The following is a 17648-nucleotide window of genomic DNA, read 5'->3' as shown; positions in this document are numbered from 1 at the left end:
TTCCGGGCACGTAAGCGGCATCCGGGGATTTGTTACCAGTCGGTTGGGTTAGCCTTCGACGTCGAGGTAAACCGACTGCAGTGGCGGCCGGACGGAGGGAATGGCGTCCAGGGCAGCGAGGTGTTTTGCGGTGTCTTCCTTAGCCTGCTGCAGCGCGATGAGCGCCTGTCGCTGGGCGCGGAGGATCCGGTCGGCCCTTCCGGCGAGGCGCGCGGGCAGCGGGCCAAGGTCCCGGGGGGCATTCCACGGTGCGGATACGGGAGCCTCGTCAGTATCGCGATCCTGGGCGGACAGCAGGTCAGCCTCAAAATCGGCCAGCACGGACTCCCAGTCGGCGTCCGCACCGGATTTTTGGCCTGCCACCTCAGGCAATGCCAAGGCTCGCGCCGGATGCCGTCGCCGGCGTACGGGCGGGCAGCTGCGCCGCAGCTTCATGCCACGTCTGCTGCAGCGGTTCCAGGAGCCGGATGGCTTCGCGGGTGCGGTCCACACTCCGGTGCAGGTTGGCGGAGACCAAGGCGGAGGAAACGTAGTTGTAGATGCCCAGCAGGTTGTCTGCGCCATCCCAGGCTTTGGTGTCCAGGGACGCCGTGAGCTCGGCGATGATGGCTTGGGCGTGCAGCAGGTTCTCGGAGGCAACCGGCCAGTTTGCAGCGTCCTGGGCCGCTTCCGCCCGGCGCAGGTCCACTAGCAGACGGTCATACAGCATGGTCACGAGCTGAGCCGGCGTGGCCGAGAGGATAGCCTCACGGCGGAGCTGGTCACGCTGCCGGTTGAAGATTGCGGCTGTTGTCATGATCCTGAGTCTCCTCGGGGAAGGGTAGCGAGCTGGGAGGCGAGCCAAGCCGACTGTGAGTTCATGCGGCTGATCTGGACCTCCAGTCCCGAGTAGACACGCTTGAGCGTCTCTTCACGGACTGCCAGACGATCGTCCCATTTCAGGATCTGGTCCTGCATGTTCTTAACCACGGACTGCCGGCCGTTAATACTGGCGGTGATCAGCCCGGTGTACTTGTCGGAGCTGATGGTGGCAGCAGCTTCCACCAGGCCAGCGATCGTCTGCAGCGTCGACTCCACAAGCGCGGGATCTGCTGCCAGCGCGGCGGAGAACTTCGCGGAGTCAAAGGTGAAGTTTCCGTCCTTGGTGATCGTAATACCGATCTCCGAGGGTGATTTTCCACCTACCGGCTGGGATGCCGCCGAGAGCAGCCGGTGGTTGGCATCACGTACCGTGCTGTCGCCGGTGAAGTTGCCCGCCTTGGTGCCGGCGGATCCGGCCGCCGGGGTGACGGCGCTGTTGGACTTGATGTAGGCGAAGATGCCGTTGAGCGCGCTGACCAGGTCTTCGGCCTTCTTGGTGACCTGTTCGCTGTCTCCGGCAACGGTGACGGTGACCGGCGCGGTGGGCACAGAGGTGAGCGTCACGTCTACCCCCGGCAGCAACCGCGTAAAGGTGTTGGACGACGACGTGATGGCTTGCGCTGCGCCCGTTCCGGCCCACAGGGTGACCTGGGCGTCCCGGCCCGTCTTGATGACGGCGGCGCCGGTTTCTGCGAAGAGATCGGTGGCGGTACCGGCCTCGAGGTCAGCGATGCTGCCACGGTAGGCGGAAAAGGATCCTGCAGCACCAGAAGTTTCGGAGGTCAGCTGGAGCCTGTGCTCCCCGTTGCCGGTGGCGACCTTCATCGCGGTCACTCCGGCCGCCGCTGAAGCGTTCACGGCGGAGACAACGTCGTCGAGACTCGTGGATGCTGCGGTGACCTCGGTGCGGGTGCCGTCGGCGGCTACGAAGGTGAGGACCGGCGGGTCGTTAGGCCAGGCAGTCATGGCGGCGCTGACGCCCGCATGGGTCTGGGCCAGCCGATCAACAGTGAAGTCAACGGAACCGGCGGTGGCGCCGGGACCGGCTTTGGCCGTTACGCCGTCGGTGCTGGACGTTGCCACGAAGAGGTCCAAGGCGCCAGTCTTGGCAGTTGCCTTGCTCAACTCGGCCAGGGACGCGATTTTGGCATTCAGCGTCTGCAGGGACGTCACCATGCTCTGCGAGGCCGAAACCTGGTTCTTGAGCAGCGTCTGCGGGATTGCTTCAATCCTCATCAATGATTTGATGATCCCAGCGGTGTCCATTCCCGTGGCGATACCAGATAGCGCGAAGCCCATAAGAATCCTTGGATGTACTAGATGAAGCAGCTGTTGCGGACGGGACCGCTGCCGGCAGTGGCCAGGAAGACTTTGTTTGTCCTTCCTGGCCACTGCCGGCGGCGTTTACTTACCGTGTTACTGGTATTAGCCCAGCAGCTGCAGCACGCCCTGGTTGGACTGGTTGGCCTGCGCGAGCATGGCGGTACCGGCCTGGGACAGGATGTTCGAGCGGGTATAGCTGACCATTTCACCCGCCATGTCGGTGTCGCGGATGCGGGATTCTGCGGCCTGCAGGTTCTCGCGGGTGACGTTCAGGCTGTTGATCGCCGACTCAAAGCGGTTCTGCTTTGCACCCAGCTCAGAGCGGGAGGTGCTGATCGCCGTGATGGAGGTGTCCAGCGCCTCGATCGCGAGAGCAGCGTTAGCTGCAGTGTCTACGGTGATCGTTGCAGTCACGTCGCCACCGGTGGCGTTAGTGGTGACGACGCCGGTCAGAGCGGTGGCGAGGTCAGTCAGATCGACGGCGATGGTGTTGGAGACGTCCGTGCCTGCGTTACCGTTGGCCCCTACCTGGAACGACTTAGTGGAGCCGTCCATGAGGTTGATGCCGTTGAACTCGGTGTTGGTCTGGATTCGGTTCAGTTCCGAAGCCAGGCCATCAATCTCAGTCTTGATGGCGTCACGGGATTCTGCGTTGTTCGAGTCGTTACCGGCCTGGACGGCCAGGTCACGCATACGCTGCAGGATGGAGTGAACCTCGGACAGGGCGCCTTCAGCGGTCTGGATGACCGAGATGCCGTCCTGGGCGTTGCGCGCAGCAACGTTCAGGCCGTTGATCTGCGAACGCAGGCCCTCCGAGATGGAAAGACCGGCAGCATCATCAGCTGCACGGTTGATGCGCAGGCCGCTGGAAAGCTTCTCCAGCGACTTGGACAGGTCGTTCTGCGTGTTGGACAGGTTCCGGTGAGCGTTAAGCGCGGAAATGTTGGTGTTAATCTGCATACCCATGATGAATTCCTCCGTGATGTGGGTGAAACTAAGCCGCTCCATCCGTGGGGCGACACCAAGCACTATCGCCGCGGCGCCCGCGTCCGTTAGCCGATACAAAAAAATTCTTGATTTAACCTTGATGCAAGCTTGCACCTTCCCTTGGACCCAATGCCTAACGCCGGTTGCATACAGGACGACAGTGAACAGCGTAAGAAGTGCGGGACGCATCACTGCACTGGCATCCAAGGGAGTTGAATAGGCGCGTGGCGGCCAATGAACTGTCGGCACTGCTCTGGCGCGAACGGGAGCTCCTGGGACTCCTCACCTTCAAGCTTGAAGAAGAACAGCTGCTGTTAACTACGGGCAACACCAAATGGCTCCACCACGCCACCCGCGAGGTGGAACAGGTGGTGGAGCACCTGCGCTCCGAGGCACTCTCGCGTGAAGTGGCCGTAGCGGCACTTGCAGCCGAATGGAACCTCGGCGAGCAGCCCACGCTGCGGGACATCGTGGCGAAAGCGCCGGCCGGGCCCTGGGCGGAAATCTTCGAGGGGCACCTCAGGGAATTGCTCGCACTGACCAGCCGCATCAAGGAGCTGCGCGACGCCAATGAAATCTTCCTGCGGGCGGCCGTGAAGTCCAGCCAGGAAACGCTGGCTAATCTCCGCACCGAGGCAGGGACCTACGACTCCCAAGGCCTTGCCTCTCCTACTTCCGGTACGTCCCTTCTGGACCGGCAACTTTAAGGAAATCCGTGAGTACATTCAGCGGCCTCAATACGGCCTACACGGGCCTGTCCGCCGCCCGCCAGGCGCTCAACGTCGCAGGCCAGAACGTGGCCAACGCGGGAACCGAGGGCTACACGCGCCAACGGCTGGAGACTTCCGCCACCGGGCCTGTTGGCCGCACCGGCCTTTTCGCCAGCGGGCCCTCCGCAGGCCAAGGAGTCTCGGTGGACGCGATCGCCAGGCTGGGTAACGCCTACCTCGACGCACGGGCCCGGGCCAGCACCGCAACGGCCGGTTACACCGCCATCCGGGCCGAGGTCCTGACCTCCTTGGAGGACGTCCTGGGCGAACCCGGCAAGAACGGCCTCAGCGCCCAGCTCCAGCGGTTCTGGGGTGCCTGGCAGGACCTGGCCAACCAGGCCGGCGAAGCCGCACCCACCAATGCCGTGCTCCAGGAAGCGGGGGCCCTGGCAGCCCAGCTCAGCCGAGGATATGGGGATATCGACGCCCTCTGGAGCCGCACCCGCTCCGAGGTATCCGGTATGGCCCACCAGCTCAATGCAGCTGCATCGCAGGTAGCAGACCTGAATATCCGCATCCGCACCGCGCTCTCCGCCGGTGGTTCCGTGAATGAACTGGTGGACCAGCGAAGCCTTCTCACCGCGGAGATTGCCGCTCTGGCCGGGGGAACCGTACGCGACAATGCGGACGGCACCGTAGATGTTTTCGTCGGCGGCAACAGCCTAGTCTCGGGCGACCGGCACCGGACAGTCCAGATCGCCGGGGCAAACCGCATGGAAGAGGCGTCCACGACCCCCCTCCAGTTGGAGTGGACGCACCGCCCGGGTACCGCCGTCGGACTTGAAAGCGGCGAAATGGCAGGTTCCCTGTCCCTGCTGGCCCCGGCCAGCGCCGGTTCCGGAGGCGCCATCGCCGAGGCAGCAGCGTCCTACAACGCCTTCGCGGAGAAGCTGTCCAGCGCCGTGAACACCGTGCACCGCTCAGGGAACAGCGTGGATGGCAGCACCGGCCTGGACTTTTTCGGCCTCGCCCCCGACCTGGCCCCGGCGGCCGGCCTGCGCGTTGTACCCACGGATGCCTCCGGCCTCGCCACCGGCAGGCCCGGCGCGGGACCGTTCGATGGCAGCAACGCCGACACGGTATCGCAGATCAGTTCAGGCGCCGGCTCCCCGGACGATGCCTGGAACACCTTCGTGATCCAACTCGGTTCCGCCGCCAGGACTGAACTGCAGCGCGGTGTGCTGGCGGAAGCCGCTGCCAACACCGCGAAGGATGCCCAGTTATCCCAGGCTGCCGTGAGCCTGGACGAGGAAAACGTCAACCTCCTGAGTAACCAGCACGCGTACCAAGCCGCAGCGCGGGTCATGACTGCTGTAGATGAAATGCTGGATGTGCTCATCAACCGCACCGGCCTGGTAGGAAGGTAACCCATGATTGCGCGCTCAACGAACCAGACCCTGACCATCGCTGCGCAGCGGAACCTGCAGTCGAACATGACACGGATGGCGGCCCTGCAGGAAAAGGTCTCCTCGCAGCAAAAAATTACCCGCCCTTCTGATGACCCTTCGGGCACCGCAGCGTCCCTCAGGGTGCGCGCCGAGCAGGCAGCCGTGGGCCAGTATGGCCGCAACATCGCCAACGGCAACGGCTGGCTGACCACCCTTGATACCGCGATGGGCACTGCGACGGGCATCCTCAACCGCGTCAGGGACCTGACCCTGCAGGGAGCGAACGATTCGGTGCCGCCGGCAGCGCGCCAGGCGATCGCCGTCGAGCTTGAGGGCCTGCGCGCCGACCTGCTTAGCCAGGCGAACACCCAGTACCTGGGCCGCAGCGTCTTCGCCGGCACCTCGGATGCGGCGGGTGCCTTCACCGCTGACAATCCCCCGGCTTTTACCGGCGTTCCCGGTGCCGCGGTGGAGCGTCGGATAGCTCCCGGCACCACCGTCCGGGTGGATGCTGAAGGCGCGGCAGTTTTCGGCACCGGCGCAGGCTCCGTGTTCAGCCTGGTGGATAACATCGTGGCTGATCTTCGAGGCGGTGTGAATGTTGGCAGGCACCTTGCGCCCATCGACGCCAGGCATGAAGCTTTCATTGGACAATATGCCGACATTGGCACCCGCCATGCCCAGCTCCTACGTGCGGAAGAGATAAACATGGACCTTTCCGGCCTGCTGGAGGCCCAGCGTTCCGGTGTCGAGGATGTCGACGCCGGGCAGGCCATCCTGGAAATGAACCTCCAGGAGGTCAATTACCGGACCGCTCTGGCCGTGACAGCGAAAGTACTGCAGCCTGCGCTCATGGACTTCCTGCGATGAGCGCTTTGACTTTCACAGCGCCGTTACCCGGGCTTGCGCCGTTCGTAGAGTTCGATCTCGAAGCCGTTGACGGAGCCGAGGGCCTTTATTCGCTCCGCTCGGCTGACGAAGCAGCACTTCGACTCTTCCTGCTGGATCCTGCCATCTACGCTCCGGATTACCAGCCCCGCCTGTCAGCTGCCCAGCTGGAACCGCTGGCCCCCGGCGACGCCGGTGTGCGGTTCCTCCTGGTGGCCAACCCGGCGGAAGAAGGCACCACGGTGAACCTCATGGCGCCCATCGTGGTGAACCCGGACAGCGGAAAGTGCGCACAGGTGGTCCTTGAAGGCAGCAACTGGCCGGTACGCGCCCAGCTTCCCCTCGCCGGGTAAGCAGCAAGGAGACCATAAGCCATGGCAGCGACGTCCGGCCTGGAGACGGAACCCTCGGGCAACTGGCAGACCGACCCCGCGACGCTGCGGGACGTCGTTCTGGACCGGGACGCCATGGAAGCCCGCCTGGAGGACTGCGCGCCGCTGGAACGGGTGTGGATCCTCAGCCTGCTGGACCGCACACGGGAAGCCATCCTCGAGGGCCGGCAGCTCTTGGACGCCTCGACAGACCCGTTACGTCCGCTGCTGGTCCTCGCGCACGCCTACCAGCGGCAATACTCCTGGCATGAAGCGGCCCGACTCCAGGAAGAAGCACTCCGCCAGGCACGCACCCGGGCCCGGGAAGCACTCGTCCGGCACCAGATCGGCCGCCGGTTCTTCGACGAAGCACGCTACCGTGATGCCGCAGCCGAATTCGAGTGGGCGCGCGATCTCTACCGGGCCACCGGGCACCGCGACCAGCTCATCGAGGACTGCCAGCAAGCGCTGGCCCGGGCCCGGGAACTCAGCCGGCAAATGGTCTGACGCCAGCCGCTTCAGTGCGCCGGAGGGCGTTCCTGGCTCTGGAGGTACGCCTCAAGCGTCGCTGCCGAAGCGCGGTGCATCTTTGCCGCCGTGGTGACGCCGACATGCCGCAGGTGCCATGGCTCATAGCTATAGCCGGTGACATCCTGCGCGTCCGCCGGGTACCTGACGATGAACCCGTACCGCCACGCGTTCTCGGCAGCCCAGGCACCGGCGGGCGTCTCGGCGAAACACGGCCTCAGAGCACACCCACCGGAGGGGTCAGCGATGTCCACGGCGAGCCCGGCCTGATGTTCGCTGTGACCCGGCTCCGCCGACAACTCCGATGCCCGCCCGGCGCCAAACTTCGCCACATATCCTGAATGCAGGGCGTCCTGTTCTTGATAAGAGCGGTATCCGCTGATTACTCGGACAGGTGCACCATCGGCCGCGGCGGCCTTCAGCATGGATGCGAGGTCCCGCGCAGCACCCGCCGTGAGCCGGGTGCCGGCCACGGAGACCAAGTCACCCGGAACGTACGTCAGCGGCTGGAGGGGGCGTTCCTTGGTGACCAGAAGCGGAAGATCCTGCTGGTGCGCAGGGAGGTCCTCGGCGCCAAGGATCGCAGAGCCGGCAGGAACTGCAGCCTGAACATCCGGTCCGGCCGCACCGTAGGCTGCGGATAAAGCGGCCAGGCAGCCAGCGGCCACCAGGGCAAGATGCACGACGACGGGCTGCCGAGACGCGGTTCCATCGTCGGCAGCACCAACAAGCTTCCAAGAGCGTTGTTGCCGGTGACCTCCCGCTCTGTTTCCCTTCAAAGGCACGGCTGAACTATCGGCACAACTCTCACGACGGTTACTGCGGGACGAACTAGGGCACCCGACTGGTCCGCCTGTGCCGTCGAATCAATATCGCCAGCAGCAAGGCCAGCACGAATATGGACAGCGCGCCCAGGATGAACAGCAACCCGCCGGATCCCGGAACGGGGACCGAGGCCGCGTTCTCTCCCTCGTCCGGGAAGGTGATCCGGGCAGACGCAACACGTTCGAGCAGCCCGCTTTTCAAACGCACCTCAGCCGTCCACGGCCCGTTCGGGATCTCCGCCGGAAGTTCAAAGACCACCTCCCGTCTCTCGCCCGTGGCCAGGGTTGACGCCTTCTTGGTGTCAAAGGGGCCGGCAGAAAGGGCACCTGGACCGTCAGCCAATGTCAGGCTGCCTTGGAGGTCCAGGGCCCGTCCTCCTGTGTTCGTTACCAGCGCGCTCAGACGGGGCTTGCCGTCAACGCCCCGGACAGCGGTGAGGGAACCGATGGCGAAGTCCGCCGGTTTGCCGTTGCCTGGGCCAACGGAGAGGTAGACACGGATTCCCACCCGATTAACCGTTGTGACGCTTCCAGCCCGGGCGTCCGGGTTTGCGCTCCTCAATTCGGCCCAGACGGCCCCGTAGTGCTCGGCTTCCGCGGCATTCCGCGGCACCCGGATGGTCGTCCGTACCTCCGCGGATTCACCTGAGCCAAGTGCAATCCGCGGCGTCTCCAGGGAGACCCAGGAGCTCAGCTCGTTCCCTGTACCTGCATCCTCTCCGATGAAGGATCCATCCTGGATGCGGGCGGCCCCGGGGTACAGGTGTAGCGACTGGCGCGCCCCGGTATTGTTCCTGACCTGGATCCGGCGGTTGATTTCCGTTCCAGGCGAAACCCGATCCACGACATAGGCGCGCGCACGGGGATCATCCGCTGCCTTCGCCGGTATATCGAGTAACCGTATCTCCAGTCCCGCAGGGTCAGAAAGTACTGCTGCTGCTTCCGGAGAGGCAGGCGCTTGCGGACTGAACGCCCAGGCCGCAGGCATCGGCAAGACAGCGAGGAAAACAGCGACTATGGCTACGGCATAACGCACCGGTTACAGTACCGAGTGCGTGAGCGTGCCCGAATAAGTGCCGGCTACAGCGGTTGAGGGGATCGCAACCTGAAACGCAGCGGTCCACGACGCCGCGTTGTTGCCTACCACCATCGTTGCCGTCTGGACGGTTTTGGGCGTCGACAAATCAGACTGGCTAGAAGGAGTAACCACGGCTAGGCCTGTCACCGATGCCATGCCGGAAGGAATGTAGGCAGCCGCTGTTGCGGGAATACTGCCTGCACCTCCCACGGACGGCGTGAAATCCGTGGACCTGACCGTGGCGCTCCATCCAATCGTGCCTGCTCGGGTGTCGGTAACCTGCACCCCCGCGATGTTCGCAGTGGCAGTTGAACTTGGGGCGGCATCAGACAGAGCTGCCGTCGCCGGTGCCGTAATGGATAAGCCACCGCCAGTAACAACCACTGTGGTTGCGGTATCCGATGAAGTCGCGGCTGATGAGGGGACCGCCATCGCAGCCACCAGCACCGTCGTAGTCGCAACACCAAGGAAAAGATGGGAAATTCGATCCATTCGGGGCCTCCGCTTGTAGTGCCATGAACTGGGAGACAGGCAAACTGCCTGCGACCGCACGCTCCACGTACGACGTCAGCCGCTGTCCCCCGACTGCATGAAATTTAGCAGCCGATATGCCAATACACCTGAACTCACAGCATTGTGTCCGGATACACGGCGGCGCCATCGTTCGCCTGTGCTAAATCCCTTAGGACCAGAACATCCAGCGGGCCAGCATTTGCGGTGCGCCCAACTCCTATCGCGGTCAACACATCAGCAACGGAAAGCGAAGTCATGGGTCGCGGACACGGGTTCCGGAATTTTGGGGAAATCCTGATTAAATCCGGCTTGTTACCGGCGCTGTTCTTGAGCCCCGTCCGGCATAGTCAGAGCTATAAAGCGAATCCGGAAGCAGCCGTCAACGGCTGCTGCAGGGCACAGCGAAGGACCAGCCATGACGGCCAAGAGCATACTCACCAGCTTGCACACTCAGAGCCACTGGACCGCTGATGACGTCAAGATAAAGCTTGGGAGGGAACTGGAGTCCGATCCAGGCCTGGCGGACTTCGTGGCGGCAGCGCCCGATATGGCTCGCGCCCTCAAAGCCGTCCTGAACCTGGACCTTGGCGAACTGGCCGAGCGGCTCATTCGAGCTGAGATCAGAGCCATTCTGCACTAGGGAACCACTCACCTTGTTAAACCTCCTCTTCAGCCTTAGCATCCTTAGGCCTGTGCTAGCTTCTGCATAGGGACTGCACGCGGGAACAAAGGGGAACATCCGGTGATCATGAGCAGGCCGAAGGCACCGGCCGGCGATGGCGTGGCATGGTTACAGGCGCACCGGTTTTCCCACGAGCTACCGGGGCAGGCCTGGAGGTGCGGACCACCGGCACCGCTGCCTCCGGCGTCGAAGCCGTGCGGAAGTACAGCCCCGACGTGGTACTTGTCGATTTCGGGCTCCCGGACTTCAATGGTGTCGAAGCCATCCGGCAGATCCGGACGTTCAGTCAGACGCCGGTAAAGATGCTCACCGGACACGGGGAACTCGCGGACAGCCCTTATGATGCGGGGGTCAACGAGCTCATGGCCAAACCATTCAGCCCCCTGGAGCTGCGCAGGCGCGTGGAAAAGCTGCGCGCGAACCAGCGTCGGCCCGAAGACACCACACCGCGCTGTAGCTGCCCGCATCCGTCAAACTAGCCCTTGAATTGCGGCTCCCGCTTCTCCTGGAAAGCCCGGAAACCCTCGGCATAATCATCCGTCTTGCAGAGTCGTGCCTGCTCGGCGTTCTCCTCCTGCATGGACGCCCACAGGCCCAGCCGCTGGTCCCGGATGTGCGCCACCAACTCCTTGGACGCCACGAACGCCCCCGTCGCCCCAAGAGCCACCCGGCCAGCAATCCCCCGCGTCGTCTCCAGCAGCGAGCCGGCCGGCATCGCCCGGCTGAACATTCCCTGCGCCACGGCCTCGGCGCCGGACATCAGCTCGGCGGTGTAGATCAGGTCCAGTGTCCGGTGCATGCCCAGCCGCTCCGCGAAGTACCAGTGCCCGCCCGAATCCAACGTGGCCCCCAGCTTGGCGAACGGCGAGCCGAACTTCGCGTTCTCCGCCACGTACACCACGTCCGTGGCCAGCAGCAGCCCCAGCCCGACGCCCAGGCAGGCCCCCTGCGCCGCCGCGAAGGTCGGGGCGGGGAACGCTGCCATCTTCTTCAGCAAGGGCTCCACCAGCCCGCCCAGGTACGCTGCGGCGTCGTCGCTCTCCGGCGTGACGCCCGCGATGTCCCGACCCGCGCAGAAGGCGCGCCCCTCTCCGCGCAGGAGCAGCGCCCGCACCTCGCCACGTTCGGCGGCGGCAGCGGCGTCGTCGTACGCCTGTGCTAAATCCTTCAGCGCCTGCTCGTCGAGCGAATTGAGCTTGTGCGGCGCGTCCAGCACCACCTCGGCAACATGGTTGTTGATGGACAGCGAAATCATGGAGCTCCTCAAATCGCGGAATAAAGGCTAAACGTCGAAGTCGACCGTGACTTCCTTGCTGGTGGGGTGGCTCTGGCATGTGAGCACATAGCCCTTGTCCAGCTCATCCTGCTCCAGCGCGTAGTTCTCGTCCATGGTCACGCTGCCGGTGACCACCTTGGCCCGGCACGTGCCGCACACGCCGCCGGCGCAGGCGAAGGGAACGTCCGGTCGGACCCGCAGCGCGGCGTTCAGGATCGACTCGCGGGCGTGCGTGGGGCTGGCCACCTCGCCCTGGAGGCCGTCCAGCTTGAACGTGATCTTGTAGGTTTCCTTGGACTCGTCCACCAGCACGGGACGGCCGGCGTTGCCCTCGGGACGGTCCGGCTTGCCGGAGGTGAACAGCTCGAACCGGACGTTCTCCGGCTTCACGCCGCGCTCGGCCAGGGTGTCCCGGCACAGCTGCACCAGCTCGAACGGACCGCACAGGAACCATTCGTCCACATCGTCCGCGTGGATGGCAGTGCCCAGCAGCTGCTGCAGCTTCTCGGCGTCGATCCGGCCGGACAGCAGCGGCGCGATCCGCTGCTCGCGGCTCAGCACGTGGTGGATGGCCAGCCGCTGCGGGTACCGGTCCTTCAGGTCCGCCAGCTCCTCCAGGAACATGACGTCCATGGCGGCCTTGTTCGCGTAGATCAGGTCGAACCGGGTGTCCGGGTTGGCGGCCAGCAACGTCCGGGCGATCGCGATCACCGGGGTGATGCCGGAGCCTGCCGCGATGGCCACAAAGCTGCCCGACTCCCCTGCCAGCTCCTCCGGGTGGTTCATCGAATTCATGACGTTCTGGTCCACCGACTGGCCGTCCCGCCCGTGCTTGGACACGAACGCGCCCATCGGGCTCATGACGTCCAGGGTGTCGCCGGCCTTGAGCTCGGCGTTGGCCCACGTGGAGAACAGCCCGCCCAGGTCCTTCTTGATGGCCACGCGGATCTCGCTGGTGCCGTCCGCGAAGCTCCTGGGCTCGGCGCAGATGGAGTAGCTGCGGCGGATTTCCTTCGGCTCCCCGGTCTCGTCCGGGAGCGTGGTGCGCAGGGCAACGTACTGGCCGGGCAGGTAGTCGAACTGGCCGGCGAGCTCCGCGGGCACGTGGAAGGAGACCTCAATGGCGTCGTCGGTGAGCCGGCGGACCTCCTTCACGGTGAGCGTGTGGAAGGACGGACGACGGCGGCCGGTCACCTGCGCTTCTTCGGCGGCGGTCTGGCGGACAACAGGCATGGGTGCTTCCTTTACAGGACTTTGAAGTAGTCGAACGGTTCCTTGCAGTCCTGGCAGACATACAGCGCCTTGCAGGAGGTGGAACCGAACCGGGTGAGTTCCTTGGTGTTGAGGCTGGCGCACTGCGGGCACTTCACGGCCAGGCTCAGGCGGATGGGGCCGGAGTGGCCGCCGGCCTTCGAGTTGCCGCTGGGCGGGGCGATGCCGTACTCCTGCAGCTTTGCCTTGCCCTCGTCCGACATCCAGTCCGTGGTCCAGGCGGGCGAGAGGACCAGGTCCACCTGCACGTCCTGGTAGCCCTCCTTCGCGAAGGCCGTCTTCAGGTCATCCCGGATGGCGTCCATGGCAGGGCAGCCCGAGTAGGTCGGAGTAATGGTGACCCGGACGCCCTGGGGCGTGCCGCCGTCGTCCGTCCCCTGCGTCACCTCAACATCGCGGAGGATGCCCAGATCAGCAATGGTGAGCACCGGAATCTCCGGATCGCACACCGTGGCAGCGATGTCCCAGGCCTTCTGGCGCTGGTCAATCCCGATGGCCATGACGGTCACCAGCTCGCCCCGGGATGCTCGCGGGCGAGGACCTGCATCTCCGCGAGAATATAGCCGAGGTACTCCGAGTGCCTGCCCTGGCGTCCGCCGCCGGGTGCGGGCGGGACGTCCGGGACGTCCAGCTCCGCCTCGGCCAGGATTTCGCCGGTGAGCCGGTCAAACTCCTCCCGGAGCGTGGAAGGCACGACGGCGGCACCCGCCTCAGCGAGGCGCGTCACCAGGTCATCGTCCTGGAAGAGTTCGTTGACGTACGGCCACATGGTGCGCAGGCCGTGGATCATCCGCTGGCGGGATTCCTCCGTGCCGCCGGCCAGGCGCAGGACCCACTGGGCGCTGTGGTCCCGGTGGTAGTCCACTTCCTTCACGGCCTTGGCTGCGATGGCGGCGAGCGTGTGGTCGGTGGACCTGGTGAGCTCTGTGTACAGCAGGAACTGGTAGTAGCTCACCACGAACTGGCGGGCGATGGTGGCCGCGAAGTCCCCGTTGGGCTGCTCGAACAGCTGGACGCTGCGGAACTCGTGCTCGCGGCGGAAGTAGGCCAAGTCGTCCTCGGTCCGGGGCGTGCCGTCCTCGCGGGGCATGCCGGCGCCGGCGTACGTGAGGAAGCTGCGGGCGTGGCCCAGCTGGTCCAGGGCGATGTTGCCCAGGGCGATGTCCTCTTCCAGCTCCGGGGCCCGGGAGATCCAGTGGCCCAGGCGCTGGGCGAGGATCAGGGCGTCATCGCCCAGCCTTAGCGCGTACTCGGCGGCGTCCTGGCTGGGCCGGGCTGCACCGGTGCTGACCTCGAGGGCGATGTCCTCGGGACGGAGCGCGTTGCCGGGCGTGATGCGGGTTGCGGAAGCGTTGGAGTCGCCGCTGCCGCTGGGTGCAGCCACGCCGGTGGAGATGTCGCCGTGGCCTTCGGTATGGGTGGAGCTCACAGGTGCTTCACCCCTTCGCTCTTGGTGTAGTACGTGGCGTGCCGGTAGTCCTTGCCCTGCGGCGACTCGAAGAACGCGCCCTTGGAGTCCGGGTCGCTGGAGGCAATCGCCTCCGCGGGGACCACCCAGATGGAGACGCCTTCGTTCCTTCTGGTGTAAAGATCCCGCGCGTTGCGGAGGGCCATCGCGGCGTCCGGAGCGTGCAGGCTGCCGGCGTGGACGTGGCTCAGGCCGCGGCTGGACCGGACGAAGACCTCCCAAAGGCCCCAGGCGCTCCTGTCGTGGTGCTCCGGGGCGGGGCTTGCCTTGGGCGCTTCGCGGTTGATCTCGGCGGCGGCGCTTGCGGGGGCTTCCGGGTTGCCGTGGGGACTCATGCTGCGTATTCCTTTGCCTTGGCTGACTGTTTTGCTGCGTAAGCCGCCGCTGCCTCGCGGACCCAGGCGCCGGCGTCGTGCGCTTCCCGGCGGCGCTCAAGGCGCTGGGCGTTGCACGGGCCGCGGCCTGCGAGCACCTCATGGAACTCTTCCCAGTCCAGCGGACCGTGCTCCCACTTCTTCGTGTCCTCGTTGAAGCGGATCTTGTCATCGGGGAGCGTGAGGCCGAGGACCTTGACCTGCTCCACCATCATGCCCACGAAGCGGCTGCGGAGCTCATCGTTGCTGAAGCGCTTGATGTTCCAGGCCATGGACTGCTTGGAGTTGGGGGAATCGTCGTCCGGCGGGCCGAACATCATCAGGGCCGGGGCGTACCAGCGGTTCACGGCGTCCTGGGCCATCTGCTTCTGCGCTTCGGTGCCGCTGGCGAGTTCCAGGAGGATCTCGAAGCCCTGGCGCTGGTGGAACGATTCTTCCTTGCAGATGCGGACCATGGCGCGGCCGTACGGGCCGTAGGAGGCGCGGCACAGCGGGACCTGGTTGCAGATGGCTGCGCCGTCCACCAGCCAGCCGATGGCACCCATGTCCGCCCAGGTCAGGGCCGGGTAGTTGAAGATGCTGGAGTAGCGGGCCTTGCCGGCGATGAGGTCATCCATCATCTTGTCCCTTGTTTGTCCAAGGGTCTCGGCGGCGGAGTAGAGGTAGAGCCCGTGGCCGGCCTCGTCCTGGACCTTGGCCATGAGGATGGCCTTGCGCTTGAGGCTGGGGGCGCGGGAGATCCAGTTGGCCTCGGGCTGCATGCCGATGATTTCCGAGTGCGCGTGCTGGCTCACCTGGCGGAGCAGGGTTTTGCGGTACGCGGCCGGCATCCAGTCCCTGGGCTCAATGCGCGAGTCCTCGGCGATGATGCGGTCGAAGTTGGCCTGGCCTTCGGCGTCCAGCTGCGCCTGGTTCGTCTGGCCTGGCCCGCTCTGGGCGGGTGGCTCGGCGGGCACTGACTGCAGGGTATGCGCTGCCATGGTTGCTCCTATGCAATGACCTTCGGGGACGTGCGGAATTATTTACCGACCGTTCGTTCAGGATATGCGGAAGGGGCGCGGGGCGTCAAGCGTGTTGGGCGGGTGGTTCGTTGCCGGGCCCGCTGCTCCGTTTTCGATGCGCATATTCGGAATCGACTCGCAGATGCGCCGGCGCGGCCCATATATGAGGTGCGCCAGTGCAGGCCGGGGTCGAGGACAAATATGCGCGTCGAAAACACGCCCGCGGCGGCGGTGGCGAACGGGCTTGGTTATCCACATAGCCGGACTTTCCCCCTCCCGCCGCCGGTCTGGCGCTGCCACCGTGGATCCATGCAAGACCTTCCGCGACTGCTCCTGGCCCGGGACCGAATCGCTCATGGGCTGACGTCGGAGGACCTCGGAAAGCGCGTGCGTAACGGCGAACTGGTCCGCGTCCGCCACGGCGTCTACGTGGACGGGCAGGCCTGGCGGGACCTGAAGCCGTGGGAGCAGTACCGGGTCCGGGTGCAGGCAGCCGCGGAGACCTTCGAGAGTCCCACTGTTTTTGCGCGGCGTTCGTCGGCAAGCGTGTGGGGCATTCCCTTTATCGGGTACCACCATCCTGTCGAAGCATTGACGCAGAAGAACGACGGCGGCCGGTCGCGTGCGGGAGTCCGCCGCCACTTCGCTGCACCAGGCAGCGTGGATCGGGTACTTCGGGAGGGCCTGCTGGTCACCGGGCGCCTTCGCACCTCCTGGACTTGGCCGCTTTCCTCCCGTTTACCGAGGCGATCGCGCCCCTCGACCACGTGCTGAAACCGGATACTGCGCGCGGCCTGCCCGCCCTTACTAAGGCAGAACTGGAAGCAGGCATTGGCTCGAACTACTCCACGGCCGGGGCGCGCAGGATCCGGGCAGTCATCAAGTTCGCGGATCCTGACTCGGGATCACCAGGAGAATCCTTGAGCCGGGCACTGATCCATGTAGCGGGGTTTGAGGCGCCAATCCTGCAGTTCAACGTGCGGACAAGGGAAGGCTCATTGGGCTATACGGACTTCTATTGGAAAGAGGCCAGGGTGGTGGGCGAGTTCGATGGCGTAGAGAAGTACGTGAAGACCGAATACCTCAAGGGCCGCACCACAGCACAGGCGGTCGTCGCGGAGAAGAACCGCGAGAACAGGATCCGCGCCGCCGGGCTGCAGATGGTGCGGTGGGACTGGGCGGCCCTGATGGAACCCGGGCGACTGGAAGCCGACCTGGCGGCGGCAGGCGTGCCGCGCCGTCCGACGCGTTCTTCGGCACGGGGACGGCAGTGACGCCCGCTGGCAGCGCAGCGAAAACCCCACGAAACCACAGCCAACGCAGGTTTTCCGCAATAAGTCCCTTGGATGGATTTAATCCCCCAAAGCTTCCCGCAGGATCCCCCTAGATACCGGAATTGGGCGCATTTTGCTTGCTAACTTCGATTTATCGGAACAAGCCAAACGCAAAAACTTCTTCTTCTGCACGGCCGGTTCATTGATAAAGGCAAACCCGCCGTAAGCCGGGGACGCAAAGCCACGGGACCGCTCAGGGTCAGCCGGGCCACCACCAAACCGAAAGAGAAAAATCACCATGCGCAAATCCGCAAAGATCGTTACCGCCCTGTCCGTCGCCGGCCTCGCTGTTGCTGCCGGCTCCGCCTTCACCGGTACCGGTCTGACCAACAACGCCGGCGAATCCCAGTTCGTCGGCGGTACCGTCAGCCAGGCCGTGTCCGGTGCCACTTTGACGAACGTCGGCTATGGCTTCTACGACACCGACACGCAGAACGAAATCAATAGCATCGCCCTGACCTTCGCTGCCGGCGCTGAGGGCAAGGCCGTCACGGTCACCACTACGGGCGGCAGCGGCGGCACGTTCACCTGTGAAGCAATCGGAGCGGCCACGGCCAACGTTTCCAACTGCACGTTCACGGCAACTGCCACCGAATCGGGCTACACCGGCCTCACGAGCCTCGCGGTTTCGGTAGCTAACCCGGCCTAGCACCACTGGGAACGGCCCGTCTGATTGGGGGCGGGCCGTTCCTCCTTCTCTAGTGAATAGG

At 64.9% G+C, this 17648-nt stretch carries 23 protein-coding genes and 1 riboswitch; of the genes, 10 read left to right on the top strand and 13 right to left on the bottom strand.

Features of this window, described 5'->3' with window-relative positions:
- Positions 1-48 precede the first annotated feature (48 nt).
- The 4 genes from ACFWIX_RS02215 to ACFWIX_RS02200 all read right to left on the bottom strand — a co-directional run bounded on the left by ACFWIX_RS02215 (position 49) and on the right by ACFWIX_RS02200 (position 3150).
- Positions 49-378 (bottom strand): hypothetical protein, encoded by a 330-nt coding sequence (locus tag ACFWIX_RS02215; RefSeq protein ID WP_377214473.1) that lies wholly within the window; start codon positions 376-378, stop codon positions 49-51.
- Positions 365-796: a flagellar export chaperone FliS gene (gene fliS / locus ACFWIX_RS02210; protein ID WP_377214472.1), complete on the bottom strand. Its 432-nt coding sequence runs from the start codon at positions 794-796 to the stop codon at positions 365-367. The genes ACFWIX_RS02215 and fliS overlap by 14 nt, the downstream gene beginning before the upstream one ends.
- Complete coding sequence (fliD, locus tag ACFWIX_RS02205; protein ID WP_377214918.1) at positions 793-2127, bottom strand: flagellar filament capping protein FliD; 1335 nt, start codon at positions 2125-2127, stop codon at positions 793-795. Before fliD ends, fliS begins: the two co-directional genes overlap by 4 nt.
- Positions 2128-2286: 159 nt before the next feature.
- The gene (locus ACFWIX_RS02200; protein WP_377214471.1) at positions 2287-3150 is read right to left on the bottom strand and encodes a flagellin; all 864 of its coding nucleotides are present in this window, start codon (positions 3148-3150) and stop codon (positions 2287-2289) included.
- Between the two features lie 245 nt (positions 3151-3395).
- Between ACFWIX_RS02200 and ACFWIX_RS02195 the strand changes: the two genes are divergently transcribed.
- Genes ACFWIX_RS02195 through ACFWIX_RS02175 form a run of 5 tightly spaced genes read left to right on the top strand, consistent with a single transcriptional unit; the run spans position 3396 to position 7095 of the window.
- Positions 3396-3878 (top strand): flagellar protein FlgN, encoded by a 483-nt coding sequence (locus tag ACFWIX_RS02195; RefSeq protein WP_377214470.1) that lies wholly within the window; start codon positions 3396-3398, stop codon positions 3876-3878.
- An 8-nt stretch (positions 3879-3886) separates the two neighbouring features.
- Complete coding sequence (gene flgK / locus ACFWIX_RS02190) at positions 3887-5308, top strand: flagellar hook-associated protein FlgK (RefSeq protein WP_377214469.1); 1422 nt, start codon at positions 3887-3889, stop codon at positions 5306-5308.
- A gap of 3 nt (positions 5309-5311) precedes the next feature.
- Positions 5312-6199 carry a flagellar hook-associated protein FlgL gene (gene flgL / locus ACFWIX_RS02185; RefSeq protein ID WP_377214468.1) on the top strand — a complete coding sequence of 296 codons (888 nt, stop codon included), beginning with the start codon at positions 5312-5314 and terminating at the stop codon, positions 6197-6199.
- The gene (locus tag ACFWIX_RS02180) at positions 6196-6570 is read left to right on the top strand and encodes a flagellar assembly protein FliW (protein ID WP_377214467.1); all 375 of its coding nucleotides are present in this window, start codon (positions 6196-6198) and stop codon (positions 6568-6570) included. The genes flgL and ACFWIX_RS02180 overlap by 4 nt, the downstream gene beginning before the upstream one ends.
- 21 nt (positions 6571-6591) lie before the next feature.
- A complete protein-coding gene (locus ACFWIX_RS02175) occupies positions 6592-7095 on the top strand; it encodes a hypothetical protein (RefSeq protein ID WP_377214466.1) in 504 nt (167 codons plus the stop codon).
- Positions 7096-7106: 11 nt separating this feature from the next.
- Here ACFWIX_RS02175 and ACFWIX_RS02170 read toward each other — a convergent pair whose 3' ends face one another.
- The 3 genes from ACFWIX_RS02170 to ACFWIX_RS02160 form a co-directional block, all read right to left on the bottom strand.
- Positions 7107-7799 (bottom strand): D-alanyl-D-alanine carboxypeptidase family protein, encoded by a 693-nt coding sequence (locus tag ACFWIX_RS02170; protein WP_377214465.1) that lies wholly within the window; start codon positions 7797-7799, stop codon positions 7107-7109.
- A 148-nt stretch (positions 7800-7947) separates the two neighbouring features.
- Positions 7948-8448, bottom strand: coding sequence for a hypothetical protein (locus ACFWIX_RS02165; RefSeq protein ID WP_377214464.1), 501 nt, complete (start codon positions 8446-8448; stop codon positions 7948-7950).
- 531 nt (positions 8449-8979) lie between these two features.
- Positions 8980-9510 (bottom strand): hypothetical protein, encoded by a 531-nt coding sequence (locus ACFWIX_RS02160; protein WP_377214463.1) that lies wholly within the window; start codon positions 9508-9510, stop codon positions 8980-8982.
- Between the two features lie 436 nt (positions 9511-9946).
- Between ACFWIX_RS02160 and ACFWIX_RS02155 the strand changes: the two genes are divergently transcribed.
- Positions 9947-10171 carry a hypothetical protein gene (locus tag ACFWIX_RS02155; RefSeq protein WP_377214462.1) on the top strand — a complete coding sequence of 75 codons (225 nt, stop codon included), beginning with the start codon at positions 9947-9949 and terminating at the stop codon, positions 10169-10171.
- 146 nt (positions 10172-10317) lie between these two features.
- On the top strand, positions 10318-10692 hold the full coding sequence (locus tag ACFWIX_RS02150; protein WP_377214461.1) for a response regulator transcription factor: 375 nt from the start codon (positions 10318-10320) through the stop codon (positions 10690-10692).
- On the opposite strand, the gene ACFWIX_RS02145 is transcribed toward ACFWIX_RS02150, so the two are convergent.
- From ACFWIX_RS02145 to paaA, 6 genes are read right to left on the bottom strand one after another with little or no spacing between them, the layout of a single operon-like run.
- Complete coding sequence (locus ACFWIX_RS02145; protein WP_377214460.1) at positions 10689-11468, bottom strand: enoyl-CoA hydratase/isomerase family protein; 780 nt, start codon at positions 11466-11468, stop codon at positions 10689-10691. The genes ACFWIX_RS02150 and ACFWIX_RS02145 overlap by 4 nt on opposite strands.
- A gap of 27 nt (positions 11469-11495) precedes the next feature.
- The gene (gene paaE, locus ACFWIX_RS02140) at positions 11496-12722 is read right to left on the bottom strand and encodes a 1,2-phenylacetyl-CoA epoxidase subunit PaaE (protein ID WP_377214459.1); all 1227 of its coding nucleotides are present in this window, start codon (positions 12720-12722) and stop codon (positions 11496-11498) included.
- Between the two features lie 11 nt (positions 12723-12733).
- The gene (gene paaD, locus ACFWIX_RS02135) at positions 12734-13261 is read right to left on the bottom strand and encodes a 1,2-phenylacetyl-CoA epoxidase subunit PaaD (RefSeq protein ID WP_377214458.1); all 528 of its coding nucleotides are present in this window, start codon (positions 13259-13261) and stop codon (positions 12734-12736) included.
- Between the two features lie 5 nt (positions 13262-13266).
- Positions 13267-14190, bottom strand: coding sequence for a 1,2-phenylacetyl-CoA epoxidase subunit PaaC (gene paaC, locus ACFWIX_RS02130; protein ID WP_377214457.1), 924 nt, complete (start codon positions 14188-14190; stop codon positions 13267-13269).
- On the bottom strand, positions 14187-14564 hold the full coding sequence (paaB, locus tag ACFWIX_RS02125; RefSeq protein ID WP_377214456.1) for a 1,2-phenylacetyl-CoA epoxidase subunit PaaB: 378 nt from the start codon (positions 14562-14564) through the stop codon (positions 14187-14189). Before paaB ends, paaC begins: the two co-directional genes overlap by 4 nt.
- The gene (paaA, locus tag ACFWIX_RS02120; RefSeq protein ID WP_377214455.1) at positions 14561-15583 is read right to left on the bottom strand and encodes a 1,2-phenylacetyl-CoA epoxidase subunit PaaA; all 1023 of its coding nucleotides are present in this window, start codon (positions 15581-15583) and stop codon (positions 14561-14563) included. Before paaA ends, paaB begins: the two co-directional genes overlap by 4 nt.
- A gap of 330 nt (positions 15584-15913) precedes the next feature.
- Between paaA and ACFWIX_RS02115 the strand changes: the two genes are divergently transcribed.
- The 3 genes from ACFWIX_RS02115 to ACFWIX_RS02105 all read left to right on the top strand — a co-directional run bounded on the left by ACFWIX_RS02115 (position 15914) and on the right by ACFWIX_RS02105 (position 17587).
- Positions 15914-16378, top strand: a complete 465-nt coding sequence (locus ACFWIX_RS02115) for a hypothetical protein (protein ID WP_377214454.1) — start codon at positions 15914-15916, stop codon at positions 16376-16378.
- On the top strand, positions 16372-16878 hold the full coding sequence (locus ACFWIX_RS02110) for a hypothetical protein (protein ID WP_377214453.1): 507 nt from the start codon (positions 16372-16374) through the stop codon (positions 16876-16878). The genes ACFWIX_RS02115 and ACFWIX_RS02110 overlap by 7 nt, the downstream gene beginning before the upstream one ends.
- A 200-nt stretch (positions 16879-17078) precedes the next feature.
- Positions 17079-17154: riboswitch (cyclic di-GMP riboswitch) on the top strand.
- Between the two features lie 22 nt (positions 17155-17176).
- Positions 17177-17587, top strand: a complete 411-nt coding sequence (locus ACFWIX_RS02105; protein ID WP_377214452.1) for a hypothetical protein — start codon at positions 17177-17179, stop codon at positions 17585-17587.
- The last annotated feature ends 61 nt before the right edge of the window (positions 17588-17648 follow it).

Origin of the sequence: Pseudarthrobacter sp. NPDC058362 (genome assembly GCF_042723515.1) — a bacterium.
Taxonomy (GTDB): Bacteria; Actinomycetota; Actinomycetes; order Actinomycetales; family Micrococcaceae; genus Arthrobacter.
Note: the sequence above shows the minus strand (reverse complement) of the source record. Positions and strands in the feature narration are given on the sequence as shown.

Coding starts and splice junctions, on each gene's coding strand:
- fliS (WP_377214472.1), bottom strand. CDS start 796: ATGACAACAGCCGCAATCTTCAACCGGCAGCGTGACCAGCTCCGCCGT.
- ACFWIX_RS02150 (WP_377214461.1), top strand. CDS start 10,318: ATGGTTACAGGCGCACCGGTTTTCCCACGAGCTACCGGGGCAGGCCTG.
- ACFWIX_RS02160 (WP_377214463.1), bottom strand. CDS start 9,510: ATGGATCGAATTTCCCATCTTTTCCTTGGTGTTGCGACTACGACGGTG.
- ACFWIX_RS02115 (WP_377214454.1), top strand. CDS start 15,914: ATGCAAGACCTTCCGCGACTGCTCCTGGCCCGGGACCGAATCGCTCAT.
- paaE (WP_377214459.1), bottom strand. CDS start 12,722: ATGCCTGTTGTCCGCCAGACCGCCGCCGAAGAAGCGCAGGTGACCGGC.
- ACFWIX_RS02155 (WP_377214462.1), top strand. CDS start 9,947: ATGACGGCCAAGAGCATACTCACCAGCTTGCACACTCAGAGCCACTGG.
- paaA (WP_377214455.1), bottom strand. CDS start 15,583: ATGGCAGCGCATACCCTGCAGTCAGTGCCCGCCGAGCCACCCGCCCAG.
- fliD (WP_377214918.1), bottom strand. CDS start 2,127: ATGGACACCGCTGGGATCATCAAATCATTGATGAGGATTGAAGCAATC.
- ACFWIX_RS02180 (WP_377214467.1), top strand. CDS start 6,196: ATGAGCGCTTTGACTTTCACAGCGCCGTTACCCGGGCTTGCGCCGTTC.
- paaD (WP_377214458.1), bottom strand. CDS start 13,261: ATGGCCATCGGGATTGACCAGCGCCAGAAGGCCTGGGACATCGCTGCC.
- ACFWIX_RS02200 (WP_377214471.1), bottom strand. CDS start 3,150: ATGGGTATGCAGATTAACACCAACATTTCCGCGCTTAACGCTCACCGG.
- paaB (WP_377214456.1), bottom strand. CDS start 14,564: ATGAGTCCCCACGGCAACCCGGAAGCCCCCGCAAGCGCCGCCGCCGAG.
- ACFWIX_RS02105 (WP_377214452.1), top strand. CDS start 17,177: ATGCGCAAATCCGCAAAGATCGTTACCGCCCTGTCCGTCGCCGGCCTC.
- ACFWIX_RS02175 (WP_377214466.1), top strand. CDS start 6,592: ATGGCAGCGACGTCCGGCCTGGAGACGGAACCCTCGGGCAACTGGCAG.
- flgL (WP_377214468.1), top strand. CDS start 5,312: ATGATTGCGCGCTCAACGAACCAGACCCTGACCATCGCTGCGCAGCGG.
- ACFWIX_RS02145 (WP_377214460.1), bottom strand. CDS start 11,468: ATGATTTCGCTGTCCATCAACAACCATGTTGCCGAGGTGGTGCTGGAC.